Annotated in this window: 10 protein-coding genes, 1 pseudogene and 1 riboswitch; of the genes and pseudogenes, 1 reads left to right on the forward strand and 10 read right to left on the reverse strand. The window is 40.5% G+C overall.

Annotation, left to right across the window (positions count from 1 at the left end):
- Nucleotides 1–39 precede the first annotated feature (39 nt).
- From ACJYYY_RS10730 to ACJYYY_RS10765, 8 genes and pseudogenes are all read right to left on the reverse strand, one after another.
- Complete coding sequence (locus ACJYYY_RS10730) at nucleotides 40–1,485, reverse strand: glycoside hydrolase family 1 protein (protein WP_035315114.1); 1,446 nt, start codon at nucleotides 1,483–1,485, stop codon at nucleotides 40–42.
- 20 nt (nucleotides 1,486–1,505) lie between these two features.
- A complete protein-coding gene (locus tag ACJYYY_RS10735; RefSeq protein ID WP_035315115.1) occupies nucleotides 1,506–2,936 on the reverse strand; it encodes a 6-phospho-beta-glucosidase in 1,431 nt (476 codons plus the stop codon).
- Between the two features lie 820 nt (nucleotides 2,937–3,756).
- Nucleotides 3,757–5,163: pseudogene (locus tag ACJYYY_RS10740) on the reverse strand (PTS transporter subunit EIIC); the annotation flags it as partial.
- Nucleotides 5,164–5,211: 48 nt separating this feature from the next.
- Nucleotides 5,212–7,125, reverse strand: coding sequence for a beta-glucoside-specific PTS transporter subunit IIABC (locus tag ACJYYY_RS10745; RefSeq protein ID WP_408868933.1), 1,914 nt, complete (start codon nucleotides 7,123–7,125; stop codon nucleotides 5,212–5,214).
- Nucleotides 7,126–7,329: 204 nt separating this feature from the next.
- Nucleotides 7,330–9,243, reverse strand: coding sequence for a beta-glucoside-specific PTS transporter subunit IIABC (locus ACJYYY_RS10750; protein WP_035315116.1), 1,914 nt, complete (start codon nucleotides 9,241–9,243; stop codon nucleotides 7,330–7,332).
- A gap of 154 nt (nucleotides 9,244–9,397) precedes the next feature.
- A complete protein-coding gene (locus tag ACJYYY_RS10755; RefSeq protein WP_035315117.1) occupies nucleotides 9,398–10,267 on the reverse strand; it encodes a PRD domain-containing protein in 870 nt (289 codons plus the stop codon).
- A gap of 314 nt (nucleotides 10,268–10,581) precedes the next feature.
- Nucleotides 10,582–11,880, reverse strand: coding sequence for a nucleobase:cation symporter-2 family protein (locus ACJYYY_RS10760; protein WP_035315118.1), 1,299 nt, complete (start codon nucleotides 11,878–11,880; stop codon nucleotides 10,582–10,584).
- Between the two features lie 94 nt (nucleotides 11,881–11,974).
- Nucleotides 11,975–12,076, reverse strand: a riboswitch (purine riboswitch).
- Nucleotides 12,077–12,640: 564 nt separating this feature from the next.
- Nucleotides 12,641–13,690 (reverse strand): 2,3-butanediol dehydrogenase, encoded by a 1,050-nt coding sequence (locus ACJYYY_RS10765; protein WP_035315119.1) that lies wholly within the window; start codon nucleotides 13,688–13,690, stop codon nucleotides 12,641–12,643.
- Nucleotides 13,691–13,913: 223 nt separating this feature from the next.
- Here ACJYYY_RS10765 and ACJYYY_RS10770 point away from each other — a divergent pair, with 223 nt between their 5' ends.
- Nucleotides 13,914–14,924: an asparaginase gene (locus ACJYYY_RS10770; protein WP_035315120.1), complete on the forward strand. Its 1,011-nt coding sequence runs from the start codon at nucleotides 13,914–13,916 to the stop codon at nucleotides 14,922–14,924.
- Between the two features lie 94 nt (nucleotides 14,925–15,018).
- Here the strand turns inward: ACJYYY_RS10770 and ACJYYY_RS10775 are convergent, their stop codons facing one another.
- Both ACJYYY_RS10775 and ACJYYY_RS10780 read right to left on the reverse strand, forming a co-directional pair.
- Nucleotides 15,019–16,884, reverse strand: a complete 1,866-nt coding sequence (locus ACJYYY_RS10775; protein WP_035315122.1) for a beta-glucoside-specific PTS transporter subunit IIABC — start codon at nucleotides 16,882–16,884, stop codon at nucleotides 15,019–15,021.
- Nucleotides 16,885–17,074: 190 nt separating this feature from the next.
- Nucleotides 17,075–17,893: a PRD domain-containing protein gene (locus ACJYYY_RS10780; RefSeq protein WP_035315123.1), complete on the reverse strand. Its 819-nt coding sequence runs from the start codon at nucleotides 17,891–17,893 to the stop codon at nucleotides 17,075–17,077.
- Nucleotides 17,894–17,949: the final 56 nt, after the last annotated feature.

A 17,949-nucleotide genomic window follows, 5' to 3' on the forward strand; every position in this document is an offset into this window, starting at 1 on the left:
AACTAATTGAAGTTTTTTCATTTATATTTACGCGCACGCTTAGTCTTTATTTGTTAAGTCTTCACCATTTGTAGCAATTACCTTTTTGTACCAATCGAACGATGCTTTGCGCGAACGTTCTAAAGTACCGTTGCCTTCGTCGTCAAGGTCAACATAGATAAAACCATAGCGTTTGCTCATCTCGCCTGTTGAAGCGCTCACAAGGTCAATACAGCCCCATGACGTGTACGCCATCAAGTCGACACCATCAATTTCAACCGCTTTTTTCATTTCGCTAATGTGTTGTTGGAGATAATCAATGCGGTACGTATCATTAATGCTGCCATCTGCTTCAACCTTATCGATTGCACCCAAGCCGTTTTCAGAAATATAAAGCGGTACACCATAACGATTGTATAAATCATTTAAGGCAATCCGTAAACCGACTGGATCAATTTCCCAACCCCATTCACTCGCTTTTAAGAACGGGTTTTTAGTCCCGCCGAAGAAGTTTCCTTGCACACCTTCTGAATGGGCAGGGTCAGACGAGTGAGCCGTTGACATGTAGTAACTAAACGAGAGGTAATCCATCGTGTTTTCTTTAATGACTTCTAAGTCGCCTGGTTGAATGTCTAATGTGACATTATTTTTAGCAAAGAAGCTATATGCATATGTCGGGTACTCACCACGTACTTGCACATCGTTGCAAAAGTAGTTGAACATACGGTTTTTTTCCATTGTTTCTGCCGCTGTTACCGGGTTACAGTCATACGCATACATTGTCGCATAAATACTCATACACCCCATTTGAACGTTTGGATTAATTTCACGGGCAATTTTAACAGCCTTCGCACTGGCCACAAACTGGTTGTGCAACGCTTGGAAGTTATTGTTAACCGACTCATTACGCATCCCCAGTGTAAAGAACGAACCCATCACACCCGTATTAATTTCATTGAAGGTCATCCAGTACGTTACTTTATTAGCAAAGCGCTCTAAAATAGTACGGGCATATTTTTCAAATAAACCAATCAGTTCACGGTTTTTCCAGCCACCATAACTTTTAACGAGGTTTAATGGCGTTTCATAATGTGAAATCGTAATCGTTGGTTCGATGTTATGTTTTAATAATTCATCAATCACGTCTTCATAGTATGCTAAGCCAGCTTCATTCGGTTGAGCATCATCACCATTCGGGAAAATACGCGCCCATGAAATCGACATGCGGAATGTTTTAAAGCCCATTTCAGCCAACATCGCAATATCTTCTTTGTAGCGGTGATAAAAATCAATCCCGAGATGATTCGGATACGTATAGTTTGCTGTATCGATTTCGAGCGGATAGCTATCATCGCGCAATAATTTCATACGGATTTTTCCACCTGGTGAAACATCTGCAATCGTTAGGCCTTTACCACCTTCGTTATAGCCACCTTCTAGTTGGTTGGCTGCGGTTGCCCCGCCCCATAAAAAGCCTGGTTTGAATCCTTTATTCATCTCTAACATTTGTCATTCTCCTCTGTTGTTTAATATAGTGATGCACCGTTTGATTTAATAACGTCTTTGTACCAATAAAACGAGTCTTTTTTACTGCGTGCTAAGCTACCGTTGCCGTCATTATCACGATCGACATAAATAAAACCGTAGCGTTTTTTCATTTCGCCTGAGCCCGCACTGACAAGGTCAATACAGCCCCAAGGGGTATAACCCCAGCACTCAACCCCATCTTCAATCGCATCGCCCATCGCTTTCACATGTTCGGCTAAATAAGCGATACGATAATCATCCTTAATCTTACCGTCAGCTGTTGGTGTATCAACCGCTCCTAAGCCGTTTTCAACCACAAATAACGGCTTTTGATACCGATCATACATCTCATTCATCGTTGTACGTAAGCCAAGTGGGTCAATTTGCCAACCCCACTCACTCGCTTTTAAGTAGGGATTTTTCAAGGTCGCAAACACATTGCCTTCGGTTGTTTTATTCACTTCTGGATCCGCGCTTACTAAGCGTGATGAATAGTAACTAAACGAAATGAATTCTACCGGATACGCCTTCAGGATTTCTAAATCACCCTCAGCGATGTCAAGCGTGATGTTATTTTCTTTAAAGAAGCGTTTCGAATAACTTGGGTACTCGCCTCGTGATTGGACATCGATAAAGAAATAATTTTCACGGTTGGCTTCAACCGCCTTCCATGCATCTTCCGGGGCACACGTATTTGCATACGAAACACCACCGGCAAGCATGCAACCAATTTTAAAATTCGGGTTGATGTCATGCGCTAATTTTGTCACCCGCGCTGACGCCACTAGCTGATGGTGAGCCGCTTGATACGTTGTTTGTTTCGGATTGGCGGTTTTCGTGACATCGATCCCACCTCCAAAAAATGGTGCGTGTAAAATCATATTAATTTCATTAAAGGTCAACCAGTACTTCACCTTGTCCTTATAACGTTTAAAGATGACTTCAGCATAGTTTTCATACAGTTCAATAACACGACGATCGGCCCAACCGTTACATTTTTTCATGAGCGCTAGAGGTGTATCAAAATGATTGATGGTCACGAGCGGTTCAATCCCGAGACGCACACATTCATCAAAAAGGTCGTCGTAAAAAGCAAGACCCGCTTCATTCGGCTCGGCATCGTCACCATTAGGAAAAATACGAGGCCAACTAATCGAGGTTCTAAATGTTTTAAAACCCATTTCAGCCATCAGCGCTAAATCCGCTTTATAATGATGATAAAAATCAATCGATTCATGACTCGGATAAAAATCATACTGCCCTTCTAACGCTAATTGCGGATTCATAATCGCTTCCCAGCGTCCGTGTGCTGCATCAGGCAATACATCAACAAGTGATAAGCCTTTGCCATCCGTTAAATAAGCACCTTCACATTGATTGGCAGCGACTGCGCCGCCCCATAAAAAGTCTTTTTGAAATGGTGTTGTCATAATAAATCCCCCTTTTATTTTGGTAGTATCATTACATTTAGCCAAAAGAAAAAGACCCAAAAAAACCGTAAACATTTAACTGTCTTGGTCTCTTGGGTCATGCCTAATTGAATAGTTACACGCCAATTATTCGCTGTAAGATACATCAGTAATATGTAGTGGCCTTACGTTTTTCTCGCTTAGCAGACAATAAAAAATACCTATCAAAATACAATGCTCCATTGCATCCACAATAAAGTCACTCTATTCTAATAGGTAATGCCTGCTCAATCAGTAACACCCTCTGAATATAATTTTATTATAACTAAAAATGTAAGCGTCGTCAAACAATAGCTGCTATTCTATCCGAATAGCCTCTGGCTACTAAATTAATTAGACACAAATAAAAAAGCACAACAACTTCTCAAAGAGAGTTGTTGTGCCAGATTGTAGACAAAGTCGAATTAAACTGGTTTTACTTTGAACTTTAGTTCAAGTGACTTTGGCTACAAGATGACTTGACTGAAAAGAAACGTTGTTATATCCTCTCGTATTTAAATCCTAAACTTGGGTGATTTCAAAAATAACGCATCGACGGGAAATAGTCGAGACGTTATTTTCTCCAATCACTGCCGTTTAGAACGGCTTTAAATTCTTTTGTTCTAGGAAACACGAGCCGTTGAGGTGAGTGTACAGATGGTACTCGACTCCGAGAATGCGAGGCATTGACGACCTAGAACAGCGTTTATCTTCAGTTTGACACAACAACTTCTCAAAGAGAGTTGTTGTGCTACAGACTGAAACTCGCTGCGCATCGACTATCACCCTATCAATCTTTTGCTTTGCGGTCCATCACCAACGTTAACACAAACCCAATCACAAACGCGAGCGCAATCGCGATGAAAATACCATAAAAGGTACTATCGATACCGGTTTTTGGATTAATCATACTCGGAATCCCAAAAATACCAAGACCACCCGTAATATAACTTTTCGTTCCCATGAAACCAAGGATTGCACCACCAATCGCAGCCGCAATACAACTCGCAATAAACGGCTTTTTACGCGGTAAGGTAATCCCATAAATTGCTGGTTCCGTCACTCCGAAAACACCTGAGATAAAGGCCGAAATACCAAGACCCTTTGTTTTCTGATCTTTCGTTCGCAACACAACGGCTAATACCGCTCCAATTTGAGCGAATGATGCCGCAAAGGTCAATGTTAAAATCGGATCAAAACCTAAGGTCGTTAAATTAAGCAAACCAATTGGCACAAGGCCCCAATGTAACCCAAAAATAACGAGCACCTGCCAAATACCACCTAAAATCAATCCAGCCATCAACGGACTAAAGTGATACACAGCCAAACTACCTGCGCCTAGCGCCGTTCCGAGCCAGGTTGAAATGGGACCAATCACTAAAAAGGTAATCGGCACAACAACCAAAGTCGAACAAAACGGCACCAAGAAGGTTTTGACCACATCTGGAATAATCTGTTTGAAGAACGGCTCAACTTTGGAGGTGAACCAGATGGCTACAATAATCGGAATAACCGAAGATGTATAGCTCATCATCACAACGGGAATACCTAAAAACGTCAAATAAATTGGCGATTCAAACAGCGTTCCACTAAAAAGGGTATACAACGGTTCAGCTCCCGAGGCCATCATTGCCAACGGACTAAAGCCAACAATCGTCGGATAAACCAACGTTGCGCCGATGACCATCCCTAAGAAGGGATTGACACGGAACTTTTTACTGGCCGTATAGCCTAACATGATTGGCAAGAAGTAGAAGAACGAATCACCTAATGCTTGTAACACAATATACGTCCCTGAGGTCTCATGAAGCCAACCAAAGGTGAGCAACAACGCTAGCACACCTTTGATCATCCCTGTTGCGGCTAACAGCCCTAGAGCAGGGGCAAAAATACCTGAAATTAAATCAATAAAACGATCGAGCAGTGAACCTTTATCATCATCTGGTACTTGTTCTTGACCCGTCAGTCCTGTTTGTTGCATCAATTCTTGATACACATCAGCGACATGGTTGCCAATGACAACTTGGTATTGACCGCCGCTTTGAACAACGGTCACAATCCCATCAGCAGCCTTTAAATAATCAGTGTTCGCTCGGTGTTCATCTTTCAATTTAAAACGTAAACGGGTGGTACAGTGTACAACACTGTTGATATTGTCTTTACCGCCAATATTTTCGATAATCATTGCCACTAGCTGTGCGTATTTCATATCTAACCCTCCACAAATTTATGTTGTATCTTGCCCCTTACTCTCAACTTAAACGACGTCAATAATAGCTTCGCCAACCTTGACGTCACCATCAGCCATCGCTTTAACGGTGGCATACTCACTTGTATTTGTCACAATGATTGGTGTGACAAGTTCATAGCCTGCTGCTTTAATTTGTTCAATATCAAAGGTCACAAGCAAGGTTCCTTTTGTAACGCGGGCACCTTTTTCAATATGTGTTTCAAAAAACTGTCCATCTAATTGCACGGTATCCATCCCAATATGCATTAAGATTTCTGCCCCTGCGGTTGTCTTCATCCCGACAGCATGACCGGTTGGGAACACAAGCGAAATTTCACCGTCTGTTGGCGCATATAACTTGCCGTCAGTCGGTAAAATCGCAACGCCATTCCCCATCGCGCCTGAAGCGAAAACTTCATCGCTAATACCACTTAACTCTTTTACGGTTCCAACTAAGGGACTGCCAATTGTTTCAGCTTTTACCACATCACTCACGTGTGTTTGTGTTGCTGGTGTTACATCTTCATCTAAATGTGATTTATCCATAATAAGCGTTAATACAAGACCTAACACAATTGCCACAGCCATGGCGATTAAACAGCCATAGAAACCGCCGTCAATTCCAGCGGGCGAAATTTTACTTGGGATACTAAAAATACCAATCCCACCAACCATATATGTTTTTGTTCCCGCAAAGCCCATAATACCACCAGCAATCGCCGAAGCAATACAACTTGCAATAAATGGTTTTTTACGCGGTAAAGTTATACCGTAAATCGCCGGTTCAGTTACACCGAAGATACCTGAAATAAACGCTGAAATCCCCAAACCTTTGGTTTTTTTGTTTTTTGTTCGTAATGTTACACCTAAAACAGCCCCAATTTGCGCAAATGACGCTGCGCCTGTTAGTACTAAAATCGGATCAAACCCGAGTGTCGTTAAGTTTAACAACGCCACCGGCACTAAGCCCCAATGTAAACCGAAAACAACTAGCACCTGCCATAACCCACCTAATATTACACCTGCTAAAATCGGACTGAAGTGATATACCGCGAGACTACCTGCACCAATTGCTGTTCCTAACCAAGTTGAAAGCGGTCCAATGACTAAGAAAGTTAATGGCACAACAACTAAGGCTGCACAAAATGGCACTAAGAACGTTTTAACAACGTCTGGAATAAGTTTTTTGAAGAACGGTTCCACTTTTGACGTTAACCAAATCGCTAAAATAATTGGAATAACTGATGACGTGTAGTTCATCATAATAACTGGGATACCTAAGAAGGTAATGTAAATGGGTGATTCAAAAATCGTACCACTAAACAATGTATATAGCGGCGTCGCATCCGAAGCCATCATCGTTAATGGTGCCATCGCTGAAATTGTAGGATAAACAAGTGTGGCCCCAATAACCATCCCGAGGAAGGGATTGACCTTGAATTTTTTACTCGCTGTATACGCAAGCATGATTGGTAAGAAGTAGAAGAACGAATCGCCTAAGGCGTTTAAAATAATATACGTTCCTGAATCAGTCGCTAACCAACCGAACGTTGTAAAAATAGCTAAAAAGCCTTTAATCATACCCGTTGAGGCTAATAAACCTAATGTCGGTGCAAAAATACCAGAGATTAAATCAATCGCTTTGTCTAACACCGAACCGCCGTTATCAACATTACCTGCTTCAGTTTGCTCTGATAAGCCGGTTTGTTTAACGATTTCAGCATATACATCAGACACGTGGTTGCCGATAACGACTTGGTACTGCCCACCACTTTGAACAACGGTAACGATACCATCCGCATTCTTCAAGAAATCAGTGTCCGCTTTTTGTTCATCTTTCAACTTAAAACGCAGTCGTGTTGTACAGTGAACGACACTGTTTACATTCTCCTTTCCTCCGATTTTTTCAATAATTAACTTGACGAGTTGTTCATATTTCATTTTTTTACCTCCGTTACTAACAACAGTTAGTGTATTTGATTAGCTTTTGTTTGCTCAGCACTATCACGGTGGTCGCAAACCACTTTTAGGACTAATAAAACCCTTCATTTAAACCTCTCCTTTCTCGATGAAAAAAGGCATGACTCAACCAACAGCAACCCACCTGTTATTGAATCATGCCTAATTTAATAGTCACATCTTTATTTAGTTAACTAAAATAATGTTATCGCCTGTTTTCACTTCGCCTTCTGCAATCGCACGAACTTGCGTATAGCTAGACGTATTCGTAACAATAACCGGTGTAATAATTTGATAACCGGCCGCTTCAATCGCTGCAATATCAAAGCTCACTAATAAATCGCCCTTTTCAACCTCCGCACCTTTTTCAACATGAACGGTGAAATACTTACCATCGAGTTCGACAGTGTCCATTCCTATATGCATCAATATTTCTGCACCAACGATTGTTTGCATGCCAATCGCATGCCCTGTCGGGAACACTAATGTTACTTCACCTTTCGCTGGAGCAACGAGCTCTCCTAGCGTCGGAATAATCGCTACACCATTACCCATCGCTCCTGAGGCGAATACTTCGTCACTAATACCACTTAACTCGCGCATTGTTCCTGTTAAAGGACTGCCAATTCGCTCTTCGTTCACGGTTGTTGCTGTTGTTGTACTTTCAGTTACTGCAATGTGTTCGTCTTTATGCGATTTATCCATAATAAGCGTCAATAACCAACCTAACACAAAGGCAACTATTACTGCGATTATAACGCCATAAAAACTACCATTAATACCTTCTTTAGGGTCAATCAAACTCGGTAAGCTGAAGAGACCTAAACCACCGACAATAAACCCTTTTGTACCAGCGACACCAATAATACCACCACCAACTGCCGAAGCAATACAACTTGCAATAAATGGCTTTTTACGCGGTAAGGTAATCCCATAAATAGCCGGTTCAGTCACACCAAAAATACCTGAGATAAATGATGAGGCTCCTAACCCTTTAACTTTTTTATCTTTCGTGCGCATCATCACAGCTAACACTGCACCAATTTGTGCAAATGTTGAAGCAGTCATTAACACGAGGATTGGATCGTAACCAATTGTCGATATATTAAGAATCGCAATTGGCACGAGACCCCAATGCAAGCCGAAAATAACCAATATTTGCCATAAAGCACCAATCGCAATACCCGCAAGAATTGGACTGAACTCATACACAGCAAGACTACCTGCACCTAAGGCATCGCCAACCCACGTTGAAATGGGGCCAATGACAATAAATGTGATTGGTACAATTACAAGTGCTGAACAGAACGGAACTAAGAATGTTTTAACCACATCTGGAATAACTTTCTTGAAGACTGGCTCAACCTTAGATGCAAACCAGATAGCTATAATAATCGGTATAACTGACGATGAATAACTCATCATAATAACAGGAATACCTAAGAATGTTATGTATACCGGTGAAGCAAATATCGTTCCGGCAAAGAGGGTATACAGCGGCTCTGCACCAGCTGCAGCCATCGCCATTGGACTTAACCCAACAATTGATGGGTACACAAGTGACGCCCCTATAACCATCCCCAGGAACGGATTAACTTTGAATTTCAAACTCGCTGTATAACCAAGCATGATTGGTAAGAAGTAGAAGAATGAATCACCTAATGCATTCAAAATAATATAAGTTCCTGATGAATCCGCTAACCAACCAAACGTTAAAAATAATGATAAAAGACCTTTAATCATACCAGTCGCAGCTAGTAAACCTAATGCTGGGGCAAAAATACCTGAAATCATATCAATGAAGCGATCTAAGGGCGAACCTTTTGATGTATCAGACTCTTCCTCTTCTCCTGTTATACCCGCAAGTTGATTAATTGCACTGTAGACATCTGCTACATGATTTCCAATTACGACTTGATATTGACCGCCACTTTGAACAACTGTCACTATACCATCAGCTTCTTTTAAAAAGTCAGTATTCGCCTGCTTTTCATCCTTTAACTTGAAGCGTAATCGTGTCGTACAATGCATCAGGCTATTAATATTTTCTTTTCCGCCGATGTTTTCGATAATCAGCGTTGCTAATTTTTCATATTTCATATGTATCGCCTCCGTTTTCTGTTGTTTTTTTGTTCTATGTATTAAAATTTTGAAACGGTTAGATTTTCCGCATCACTCCCTTCACTGAAAAATAAAAAATGACCCAAAAAAACACCCGCAATGGTTGCTTTTTGGGTCATGCCTAATTGAATAGTCACACGCCTGTTTGTTCATCTTCTTTTTTATTTGTTACGCGCCAAATATGAAGACAGAGGTATAAACGCTCATCTTGGGATAATTCCCAACCTTCTGTTTTGTTTAAAAAATAAGCAATCTTTTCGACCGTTTTATACGCATCCGCATATTTAAGTCGCATCATTTCAAGTAAACCAGAATCTAACGAGTTAATGCCGACCGGTTCATTATCCAGATGACGTAAAACAAAAAAACGTAAGTGTGAGACAAAGCGATCGTAATGGAACGACTCTTGATTAAGTAGTATTTGGTATTTTATTTGAATGATTTCAAGAATATTATGCACTATTTTTGACATTTTTAGCGTTTCTTGGAGTTTGCCTTCATTCAATTGCGCATTGACAAAATGATAGGTCAAAAAAACATCCTCACCGCGTGGTAGCTCAATCTTAAACTTTGCTGTAATAATACCCATTGCGATTTTGGCAGCCTCATATTCTTTCGGGAACAATTTCTTTACTTCCCAACGAATGGAGGTATTCGTCATCTCAATATTACTCATCGCTCTTTCGATTAAAAAACTAATGTGATCGGCCAAAATTAAGTAGTTGTTATTTTCGAATTGAATACCTAACTTTTCTTCAACAACAACTGTTATTTGTGAAGAGAGTTCTAATATCTTGGGATCCATTTGTAACAATGTTTCTACACCCTCATTTGTTTTTGCACTGTGAGACTCAGCAATGAAACGTCGCTCAATCTTTTCTTCATCAATCTCATCATTAATCTTTTTATTAAATCCAATCCCGCTCCCAATAACAATCCATTCTGTTAAATCGTTATCTTTAACCAAAACAGCATTATTATTAAAACTTCGGATGACCTTCATTCATGTCCCTCCCGTTAACTAAAAAATACCCATTGAAACACAAGCATACTGCGCGAACAATACGACATTGTATTCCAACAGGTAATGCCCGAACGTATCGGTAACACCCTCTTGCTTATACATGTAAGTTTAAACTAGTCTGAAAGCGTTGTCAACGAGTTTCGAAGCTTTATTTATTCATTTTGATGACTTCAATCGCTTTCAATCGCCTCTTTTTCTCAAAAAAAAAGAAAATAATGACATTTAAATCAGTTACAATTGATTAAAAAGACCCAGAACTACGATTGAGTAGCACCAGATCTTTATAATACATCTTATTTATGCACTGTGACAGAAGTCGACTCAGCCACTTGTTTGCGTCCCATATTAAAGACGATGTTTAACACAATGGCACAGACACTACCGGCGACGATACCATTGCTTGTGAACAATTGCACAAATTTAGGTAAGGTCGCAAACAACTCTGGCACCGTTGTGACACCTAGACCTAAACCAACCGAACAGGCAATAATTAATAAATTCTCCTGTGAGGCAAAGTTAACTGTGCCGAGCATTTTGATCCCTTGAGCGACAACCATTCCAAACATCGCAATCATTGCGCCACCTAACACAGGCGTTGGAATCGTTGTTGTTATCGCACCCATTTTTGGAATTAAACCGAGAATCACTAAGAACGCAGCCGCAACATAGATAACCTTGCGTGTTTTAATGCCTGATAACTGTACGAGGCCAACATTTTGTGAGTAAGCCGTGTAAGGGAATGTATTGAATACACCACCTAAAATAATCGCCAACCCTTCTGAGCGATAACCGCGAGCTAAATCGTTCGGTGTTAATTTTTTCTTTGTAATATCACTTAAGGCAAAATACACACCAGTTGACTCGACCATACTGACTAACGAGATAATAATCATCGTTAAAATCGCCGAAAAATTAAAGGTTGGCACCCCAAAATAAAACGGCGTTGGCACGTGAACCCAAGAAGCCTCCGCCACAGACTGGAAGGAAATTCCTTTGCCGATGAGTGTAAAAAGTGTGCCTGCTAGAATACCAATTAAAACAGCAATTGCTCGCATAAAACCAGAGCCAAAACGATAAGTTAAAATAATGACAAGTAATGTTCCGAATCCTAACGCCAGGTTATAACCTGACCCAAAATCAGCACTCCCTTGACCACCAGCCAAATTATTAATTGCTACCGGGATTAACGTCAAACCAATGACCGTTACAACTGATCCAGTCACAACCGGAGGGAAGAATCGCACAACTTTGGAAAAGAATGGTGCAATTAAAAAGACAAACAGGCCTGATGCAATAATCGCACCATAAATCGCACCAATGCTAATGTCCTGACCAATCAACACAATCGGTGCAATCGCTTGAACAGCACAGCCCAATACGACTGGCAAACCAATACCAATAAATTTACCCACACGTAATTGCAAGAACGTCGCAATCCCACACATAAAAATATCAATCGAAACTAAGTACGTTGTTTGTTGCACTGTAAATCCGAGTTGGTTGGCAATTAACAACGGCACAATGACTGCCCCCGCATACATTGCTAATACATGTTGCAAACCTAACGCAACGATTCTTCCTTTTTTAAACATTGATCAAAAATCCCCTCTCAGACTCTAAATAAAAGCTGCCCCTCTAAATGAGGAGCAGCTTAATCTACTTAGCAGTATCACTATTGCTAACCATTCATGCCTATGCCTCACTTATAGTCCGACTGTTTACGGCAGTCAGGTAGAAACGCGTCGTCCATATTACGACAATTATATAAGTGCTTGTTTATGATACAACCAATGATTCACGTCATCGCTTTCATCATCTTGCATATACTATTGCATTTAGTTTAGCCTTTTTTGGTTAAAAGGTCAAGCCTATCCGAACGTTTGACGTACGTTTAAGAAGAATTAACACATTATCGTTCGTGTTTTTAACCAGAAATGATTTATATGTCGTTAAAAATAAAAAAACAGAGGTGAAAACACCTCTGTTTCAGATTGTAGACAAAGTCTAAAGAGACTTCATTTTCTTTCGAATGCTATTACAGTGACTTTGTTTACGAGATGATAAGACTGAATAGTAAGGCTGTTATGTCCTCTAGTTTAATCAACCAGAAACTGTCAACTTTCAGAAAAATGGCAGCGACGGTAAATAGTCGCCTTCATTTCTCTTCCAAGCTGTATGCTTCCAACCGGTTGATTTCACTTTCGTTCTAGTAGGCACGACGAGCGAGTGACGGTGCGCGTACTGATGGTACGTAATCCCGAGCGAGCAAGTCGTAACGACCTAGAACAGCATTTATCTTCAGTCTAAGAATACACTTTAGTTCCTTATTAATAAAATAAGCGACTCCAACTTTTATTTTTCGCCACTTAACTCAACTAAAATTTTCGCCTGCGTTTTATCGTTCGTTAACGCTTCAAAACCGTTGCTGACAATGTCATCCAAGACAATCTGTGAAGTGACGATTCCTTGCGGTTTCAATTGCCCTGTTCCCATCAAGTCAACCGTTTGTTGGAAAGTTGTCGGTGTGTAGGCAATTGAAGATGTGATTTTAACACCCGTATTTGTAAGGTGGAGCGGATTCCATTCAATCGGACGAGCAAAGATGGAAACAATCACCATTGTCCCACGAGCGCGAGTTGCATCAATTGCTGCCTTGAAGGTTGGTGCGACTCCAGCCACCTCAAAGGTCACATCGACACCACCAGGTACGATGTCACGAATAGCTTGTATCCCATCAACTTCACCCGAATTAATTGCATGTGTCGCCCCTAATTCTAAGGCTTTTTCTAAGCGATTGGCTGACAAATCGAGCACAATGATCTTACTTGCCCCAGCAGCTTTTGCGGCAATTACTGTTAATAACCCAATTGGACCGGCCCCAAAAACAGCCACAGTGTCGCCAAAGAGCAGTTCACTCTCTTTAATCGCCTGCACAGCCACTGCCATCGGCTCGACTAAGGCACCATCTTGTAGTGTCATTGTTTCTGGTAACTTGTAGACTTGTTTTTCGGGAGCATTGGCAAAGGTTGTGAAACCACCATCGCCATGTAAGCCAATAAAACTAAAGCCATCATATGTATCAAGCGCCTCTGGTTTAATACCATGAGTCAGTGTCGGATTAATCGCTACACGATCGCCTACTTTAAAACGCGTAACCTCGCTGCCTACTTTTTCAATCACACCGGCAAATTCATGCCCCATAATTAAAGGTGCAACTTCACCAGTAAATTGATCCGGTTCATTCACAGGTACAAAGACAGGCCCTTCTTGATATTCGTGTAAATCACTCCCACAAATACCGGCCCAAGCAACGCGAACAGTCACTTCATCAGTCTTTAACGCCTTCAACTCTCGTTCTTCGATCCGAATATCCTTTTCGCCATACCAAACTGCTGCCTTCATTTATAAAACCCCCATTTAAAGTATTAAAAAAGTCGGCCACCACTAGATGTAACCGTTTTCTTTTCTCTTTAAGTATAGCTAATGTCACTGCACTTGTCTATTGAACGATACCTATTAAGTTATATCATGTGACAAATAGACAAACGAACTAATACTTTTACTTGTCGGTTGCACGCTCATTCGTTAAAATAGAAAAAGATAGACAAACGAATGAAGGAGGCTTATCATGAAAATTCTCGTATTAGCAACCGGGGGCACAATCGCTTCTGTTGAAACCGCTAATGGGTTGCTTCCTGGATTAAATGTTCAAGAATTACGCAACTATTTTTCAGAACAAAACAACACACGTCAACATAGTGACTTAACACTTGATTTCCATCTTTTAATGAACAAAGACAGTACAAATATGAGCCCGAATGACTGGGTTACTATTTCCCAGGCAATTGAACGCGACTATAACAACTATGATGCCTTTATTGTGACACACGGCACAGATACACTCGGATATACTGCCGCCGCCCTGTCGTACATGCTACAAGGCGTCAACAAACCGATTGTCTTAACTGGCTCACAAATTCCACTCAGCTTTCATAAAACGGATGCAAAACGGAACGTTCGCGACGCCCTCACTTATTGCTTAGAAGGCCAACCAGGCGTTGTCGTTGTGTTCGACGGCAAAGTCATTCAAGGTACACGAGCAGTTAAAATTCGCACCAAAAGTTATGATGCGTTCGCGAGCGTTAATCACCCGTATATCGCTCAGATTGAAGGCGGACATGTGACCATGACGACTTCTCCTGCGCAAACAGAGGAGACCATGCAGTTCAACACAACCATTTGCCCCGATATTTTCCTTTTGAAATTGTTCCCAGGCTTAAAAGCCTCTTTTTTCGAGGCAATCGCAAAAGATTATGATGGCATCATCATTGAAAGTTTCGGAAATGGCGGGTTGCCGTTTGAAGATGAGAACATCCTTGAACAGGTCGGAAAACTGACAGAACAAGGCGTGTCAGTTGTGATGACAACGCAATGTTTAGAGGAAGGCGAAAACTTACTGCTCTATGAAGTGGGCCAAAAAGTGGCGCAATACCCTGTCATTTTATCTGGCGATATGAATACTGAAGCCATCGTCCCAAAACTAATGTGGGTATTAGGCCAAACGAAAGATCCAATTGCCGTAAAACGATTGTTCGAAACACCGATTGGTGGCGACTTGTCAGCTGACTGGGCTTAAATACACCTAAAAGCAGGTTAATTGACTTTGGCTACAAGAACACTTGACTTAAAAGAAGCCACCCGCATAGCGGGTGGCTTCTTTGTTAAACTTATTATTTTGAAACTGTTACAATCGCATCATTCATTTTCACTGCGCCTGTTGTTTGCGCGAATGAGAAGTCTGCGTAATCTGCTGTATTTGTGACGATAACCATTGTTGTTGTATCGTATTCTTTCGATTTAATGCCTTCAATATTAAATTTACCAAGTACTTCACCACGTTTAACGTGAGCACCAGTTGAAGTTGTCATCTCAAAGAATTCGCCGTTCAACTCAACTGTATTAATACCGATATGAATTAATACTTCGATTCCTTGCTCTGATTTAATACCAATTGCGTGTTGTGTACCGTAAAGAATAATAACTTCACCATCAACAGGTGCTGTTACAACACCTTCACTCGGGATGACCGCGAAACCTTTACCCATAATTTCAGCACTGAAAACAGGATCGTTAACATCTTTCAATTCAACTAATTCACCTGTTAAAGGTGATGTGATTGTGTTAGCTGCTACTGCAGGCACTGTTGTTTCTGCTTTTGCTTGAGTTGTTGTAGCAGTCGCTGTTTGTTTCGGTTTTGGTAAACCAAACATAATCGCACCAATCATACCGATTGCAATCGTAATAACAAAGGCAATCACTAATGCTGTAAAGTTAGAATTTTCACCCATAAAGAAGTTAAAGTATAGTGGGTTTAAAATCGGTGAGAACGTATCTGACGTTACACCACTGTAACTTACAATCGCACCACCGACTGCTGACGCAATTAAACCAATGATAAACGGACGTTTGTATTTTAAGTTGACACCGTATAGTGCAGGTTCTGTAATACCAAAGAAACCAGCAATTGTTGCTGAAACAGCAACTTCTTTATCTTTACCTTTTAAGCGGAAAATCATCCCCGCAACTGCTGATACTTGACCAAATACGGCAATTAACATCACCGGTAAAATGGTATCATAACCTAATGAATCGATGTTGATCATTGCAATCGGTAAAATGGCCCAGTGCATACCGAAAACAACAAGTAATTGGAATAAACCACCTAAGATTAAACCAGCAATTAATGGATTTAAGTCATAAGCGTATGTGTAAACTTTTGAAATCCAATCACCAACAAGCGTGCCTAAAGGCCCGATGAATAAGAACGCTAATACGCCAGCTACTAATAAGGTGAAGAATGGTACAAAAACAATTTTCGCTGCTGCCGGAATGATTTTTTTGAAGAATCGTTCAACGTAAGACGTTACCCAGATTGCTAAAATCGTCGGTACAACCGCACCACCGTATTTATTAAAGTCGACATTGTAACCAAATGGTTTGAATACAAGTTCGCCGATTGATGGATCAACTAATGGATAAACCATTGCCGAAGCAATCGCCAAGGCGATAAAGCGATTCATCTTGAAGGCATCTGCCGCTGTAATCGCAATAAACAATGGAAGGAACTTGAAGATACCTGTTGAAATTGCTGTTAGCATTACATACGTTAATGATGTTTTAGTAATAACATCATACATTTCTAATGTGTTAACCAATGCCATTACGATACCAGCACCGGCAAGAACACCAATATACGGTGTGAAGAATGACGCAATCACTGCCAATGCGCCGCTTGCTGATTTTTTCTTCGGTGTGTTATCTTGAGCTGCTTCACCGTTACTGTTCACATTATAGTTGTTGTTGATTGATGTGTAAACGTCATTTACTTCTGAACCGATCACGACTTGATATTGACCGCCACCACGAACAACTGACATAACTTTGTCAACTGACTCGAGCGCTTCTTTGTTTGCTTTTGATTCATCTTTCAAGACGAAACGTAAACGTGTGGCACAGTGCACGACTGAATCAACGTTTTGTTCGCCTCCGACATTTTCAACGATTTTCGCTGCAATATCTTTGTACTTATCTGCCATTACAAATTCCTCCTATGTATGGTTCTTGTTATGATTACAAAAAAAATAACCAAAGACACCCGACAATAAGTCTAGGAGTACTTTGGTTATGCCTGATCGAATCAGTAACAAGCCATTATCTATATGAAACCGATTTCTCATGGTACCGGTTTCTTTTACTTCGTAATAATAACAAAAAAAAGGGGGTAAATCAAGAGACATTTCGATTTATATGAATAATTAAATAAAGTTTTTCATCTTCACTTAAAGTCCAACCGTACATTTCACCTAAGTATTGCTCAATTTTATGAATGCATTGGTCTTCAGCAACATAGCGTTCCTTCATCAATCCGTACATTTCATCGACTTTACCTTCAATCACTTCATTGCCTAAGTGTCGGATCACAAAAAACTTCAAATGCGTTATAAACCGTTGATACATAAATGACTCTTCGTCAAATTCAACATTAAAATGATACTGCACAATATTTAAGATATTTGTTAATATTTTCATGACTGATGTTGTTTCATGAAAATCAGAGCGACCGATTTCATCATTAATAAAATGCAACGCAATTGAACTCGCCTCATCCTTCGGTATTTTACGCCCCGTCTCTTTACTCAAGTAGGTAATTGCCTGGATACCAATTTCATAGTGGATTGGAAAAAAATGTTTAATTTCCCAGTTTAACGGGTTTTTTATATCCATTTCTGCCTCAAATCGTTGCAAAGCAAAATCGATATGATCTGCCAACGTGACAAAAACCGACATATTTAACGTTTTATTTAGAATTTGTTCACCCATTTTAACAACTGCGTGTGTGTATTCTATCACTTCAGCCGAATAACGTTGTAAGAGATCGACTGATGTATTTTGTGGAACACTATATTTTTTTTCAATTATGTTAAGGTCTGTTAATTCATAAGGCGTCTTCGGAAAGCCAATCCCTTTGCCCGTAACAATGAGTTCTACACCGTTATCATCGAGCGCCATTGCAAAATTATTATTGATTTTCTTCATTATTTTCATATATACACCGTCCTTTCTTCTCTAGTAAAAACCGTTAATGGCATAACAATCATTCT

The sequence above is a fragment of the Brochothrix campestris genome (assembly GCF_046058945.1).
GTDB lineage: Bacteria > Bacillota > Bacilli > Lactobacillales > Listeriaceae > Brochothrix > Brochothrix campestris.

Bases quoted from the DNA above. Each gene is read 5' to 3' on its own strand.
- ACJYYY_RS10730 (WP_035315114.1), bottom strand. From the start codon at position 1,485: ATGTTAGAGATGAATAAAGGATTCAAACCAGGCTTTTTATGGGGCGGG.
- ACJYYY_RS10735 (WP_035315115.1), bottom strand. From the start codon at position 2,936: ATGACAACACCATTTCAAAAAGACTTTTTATGGGGCGGCGCAGTCGCT.
- ACJYYY_RS10745 (WP_408868933.1), bottom strand. From the start codon at position 7,125: ATGAAATATGAACAACTCGTCAAGTTAATTATTGAAAAAATCGGAGGA.
- ACJYYY_RS10750 (WP_035315116.1), bottom strand. From the start codon at position 9,243: ATGAAATATGAAAAATTAGCAACGCTGATTATCGAAAACATCGGCGGA.
- ACJYYY_RS10755 (WP_035315117.1), bottom strand. From the start codon at position 10,267: ATGAAGGTCATCCGAAGTTTTAATAATAATGCTGTTTTGGTTAAAGAT.
- ACJYYY_RS10760 (WP_035315118.1), bottom strand. From the start codon at position 11,880: ATGTTTAAAAAAGGAAGAATCGTTGCGTTAGGTTTGCAACATGTATTA.
- ACJYYY_RS10765 (WP_035315119.1), bottom strand. From the start codon at position 13,690: ATGAAGGCAGCAGTTTGGTATGGCGAAAAGGATATTCGGATCGAAGAA.
- ACJYYY_RS10775 (WP_035315122.1), bottom strand. From the start codon at position 16,884: ATGGCAGATAAGTACAAAGATATTGCAGCGAAAATCGTTGAAAATGTC.
- ACJYYY_RS10780 (WP_035315123.1), bottom strand. From the start codon at position 17,893: ATGAAAATAATGAAGAAAATCAATAATAATTTTGCAATGGCGCTCGAT.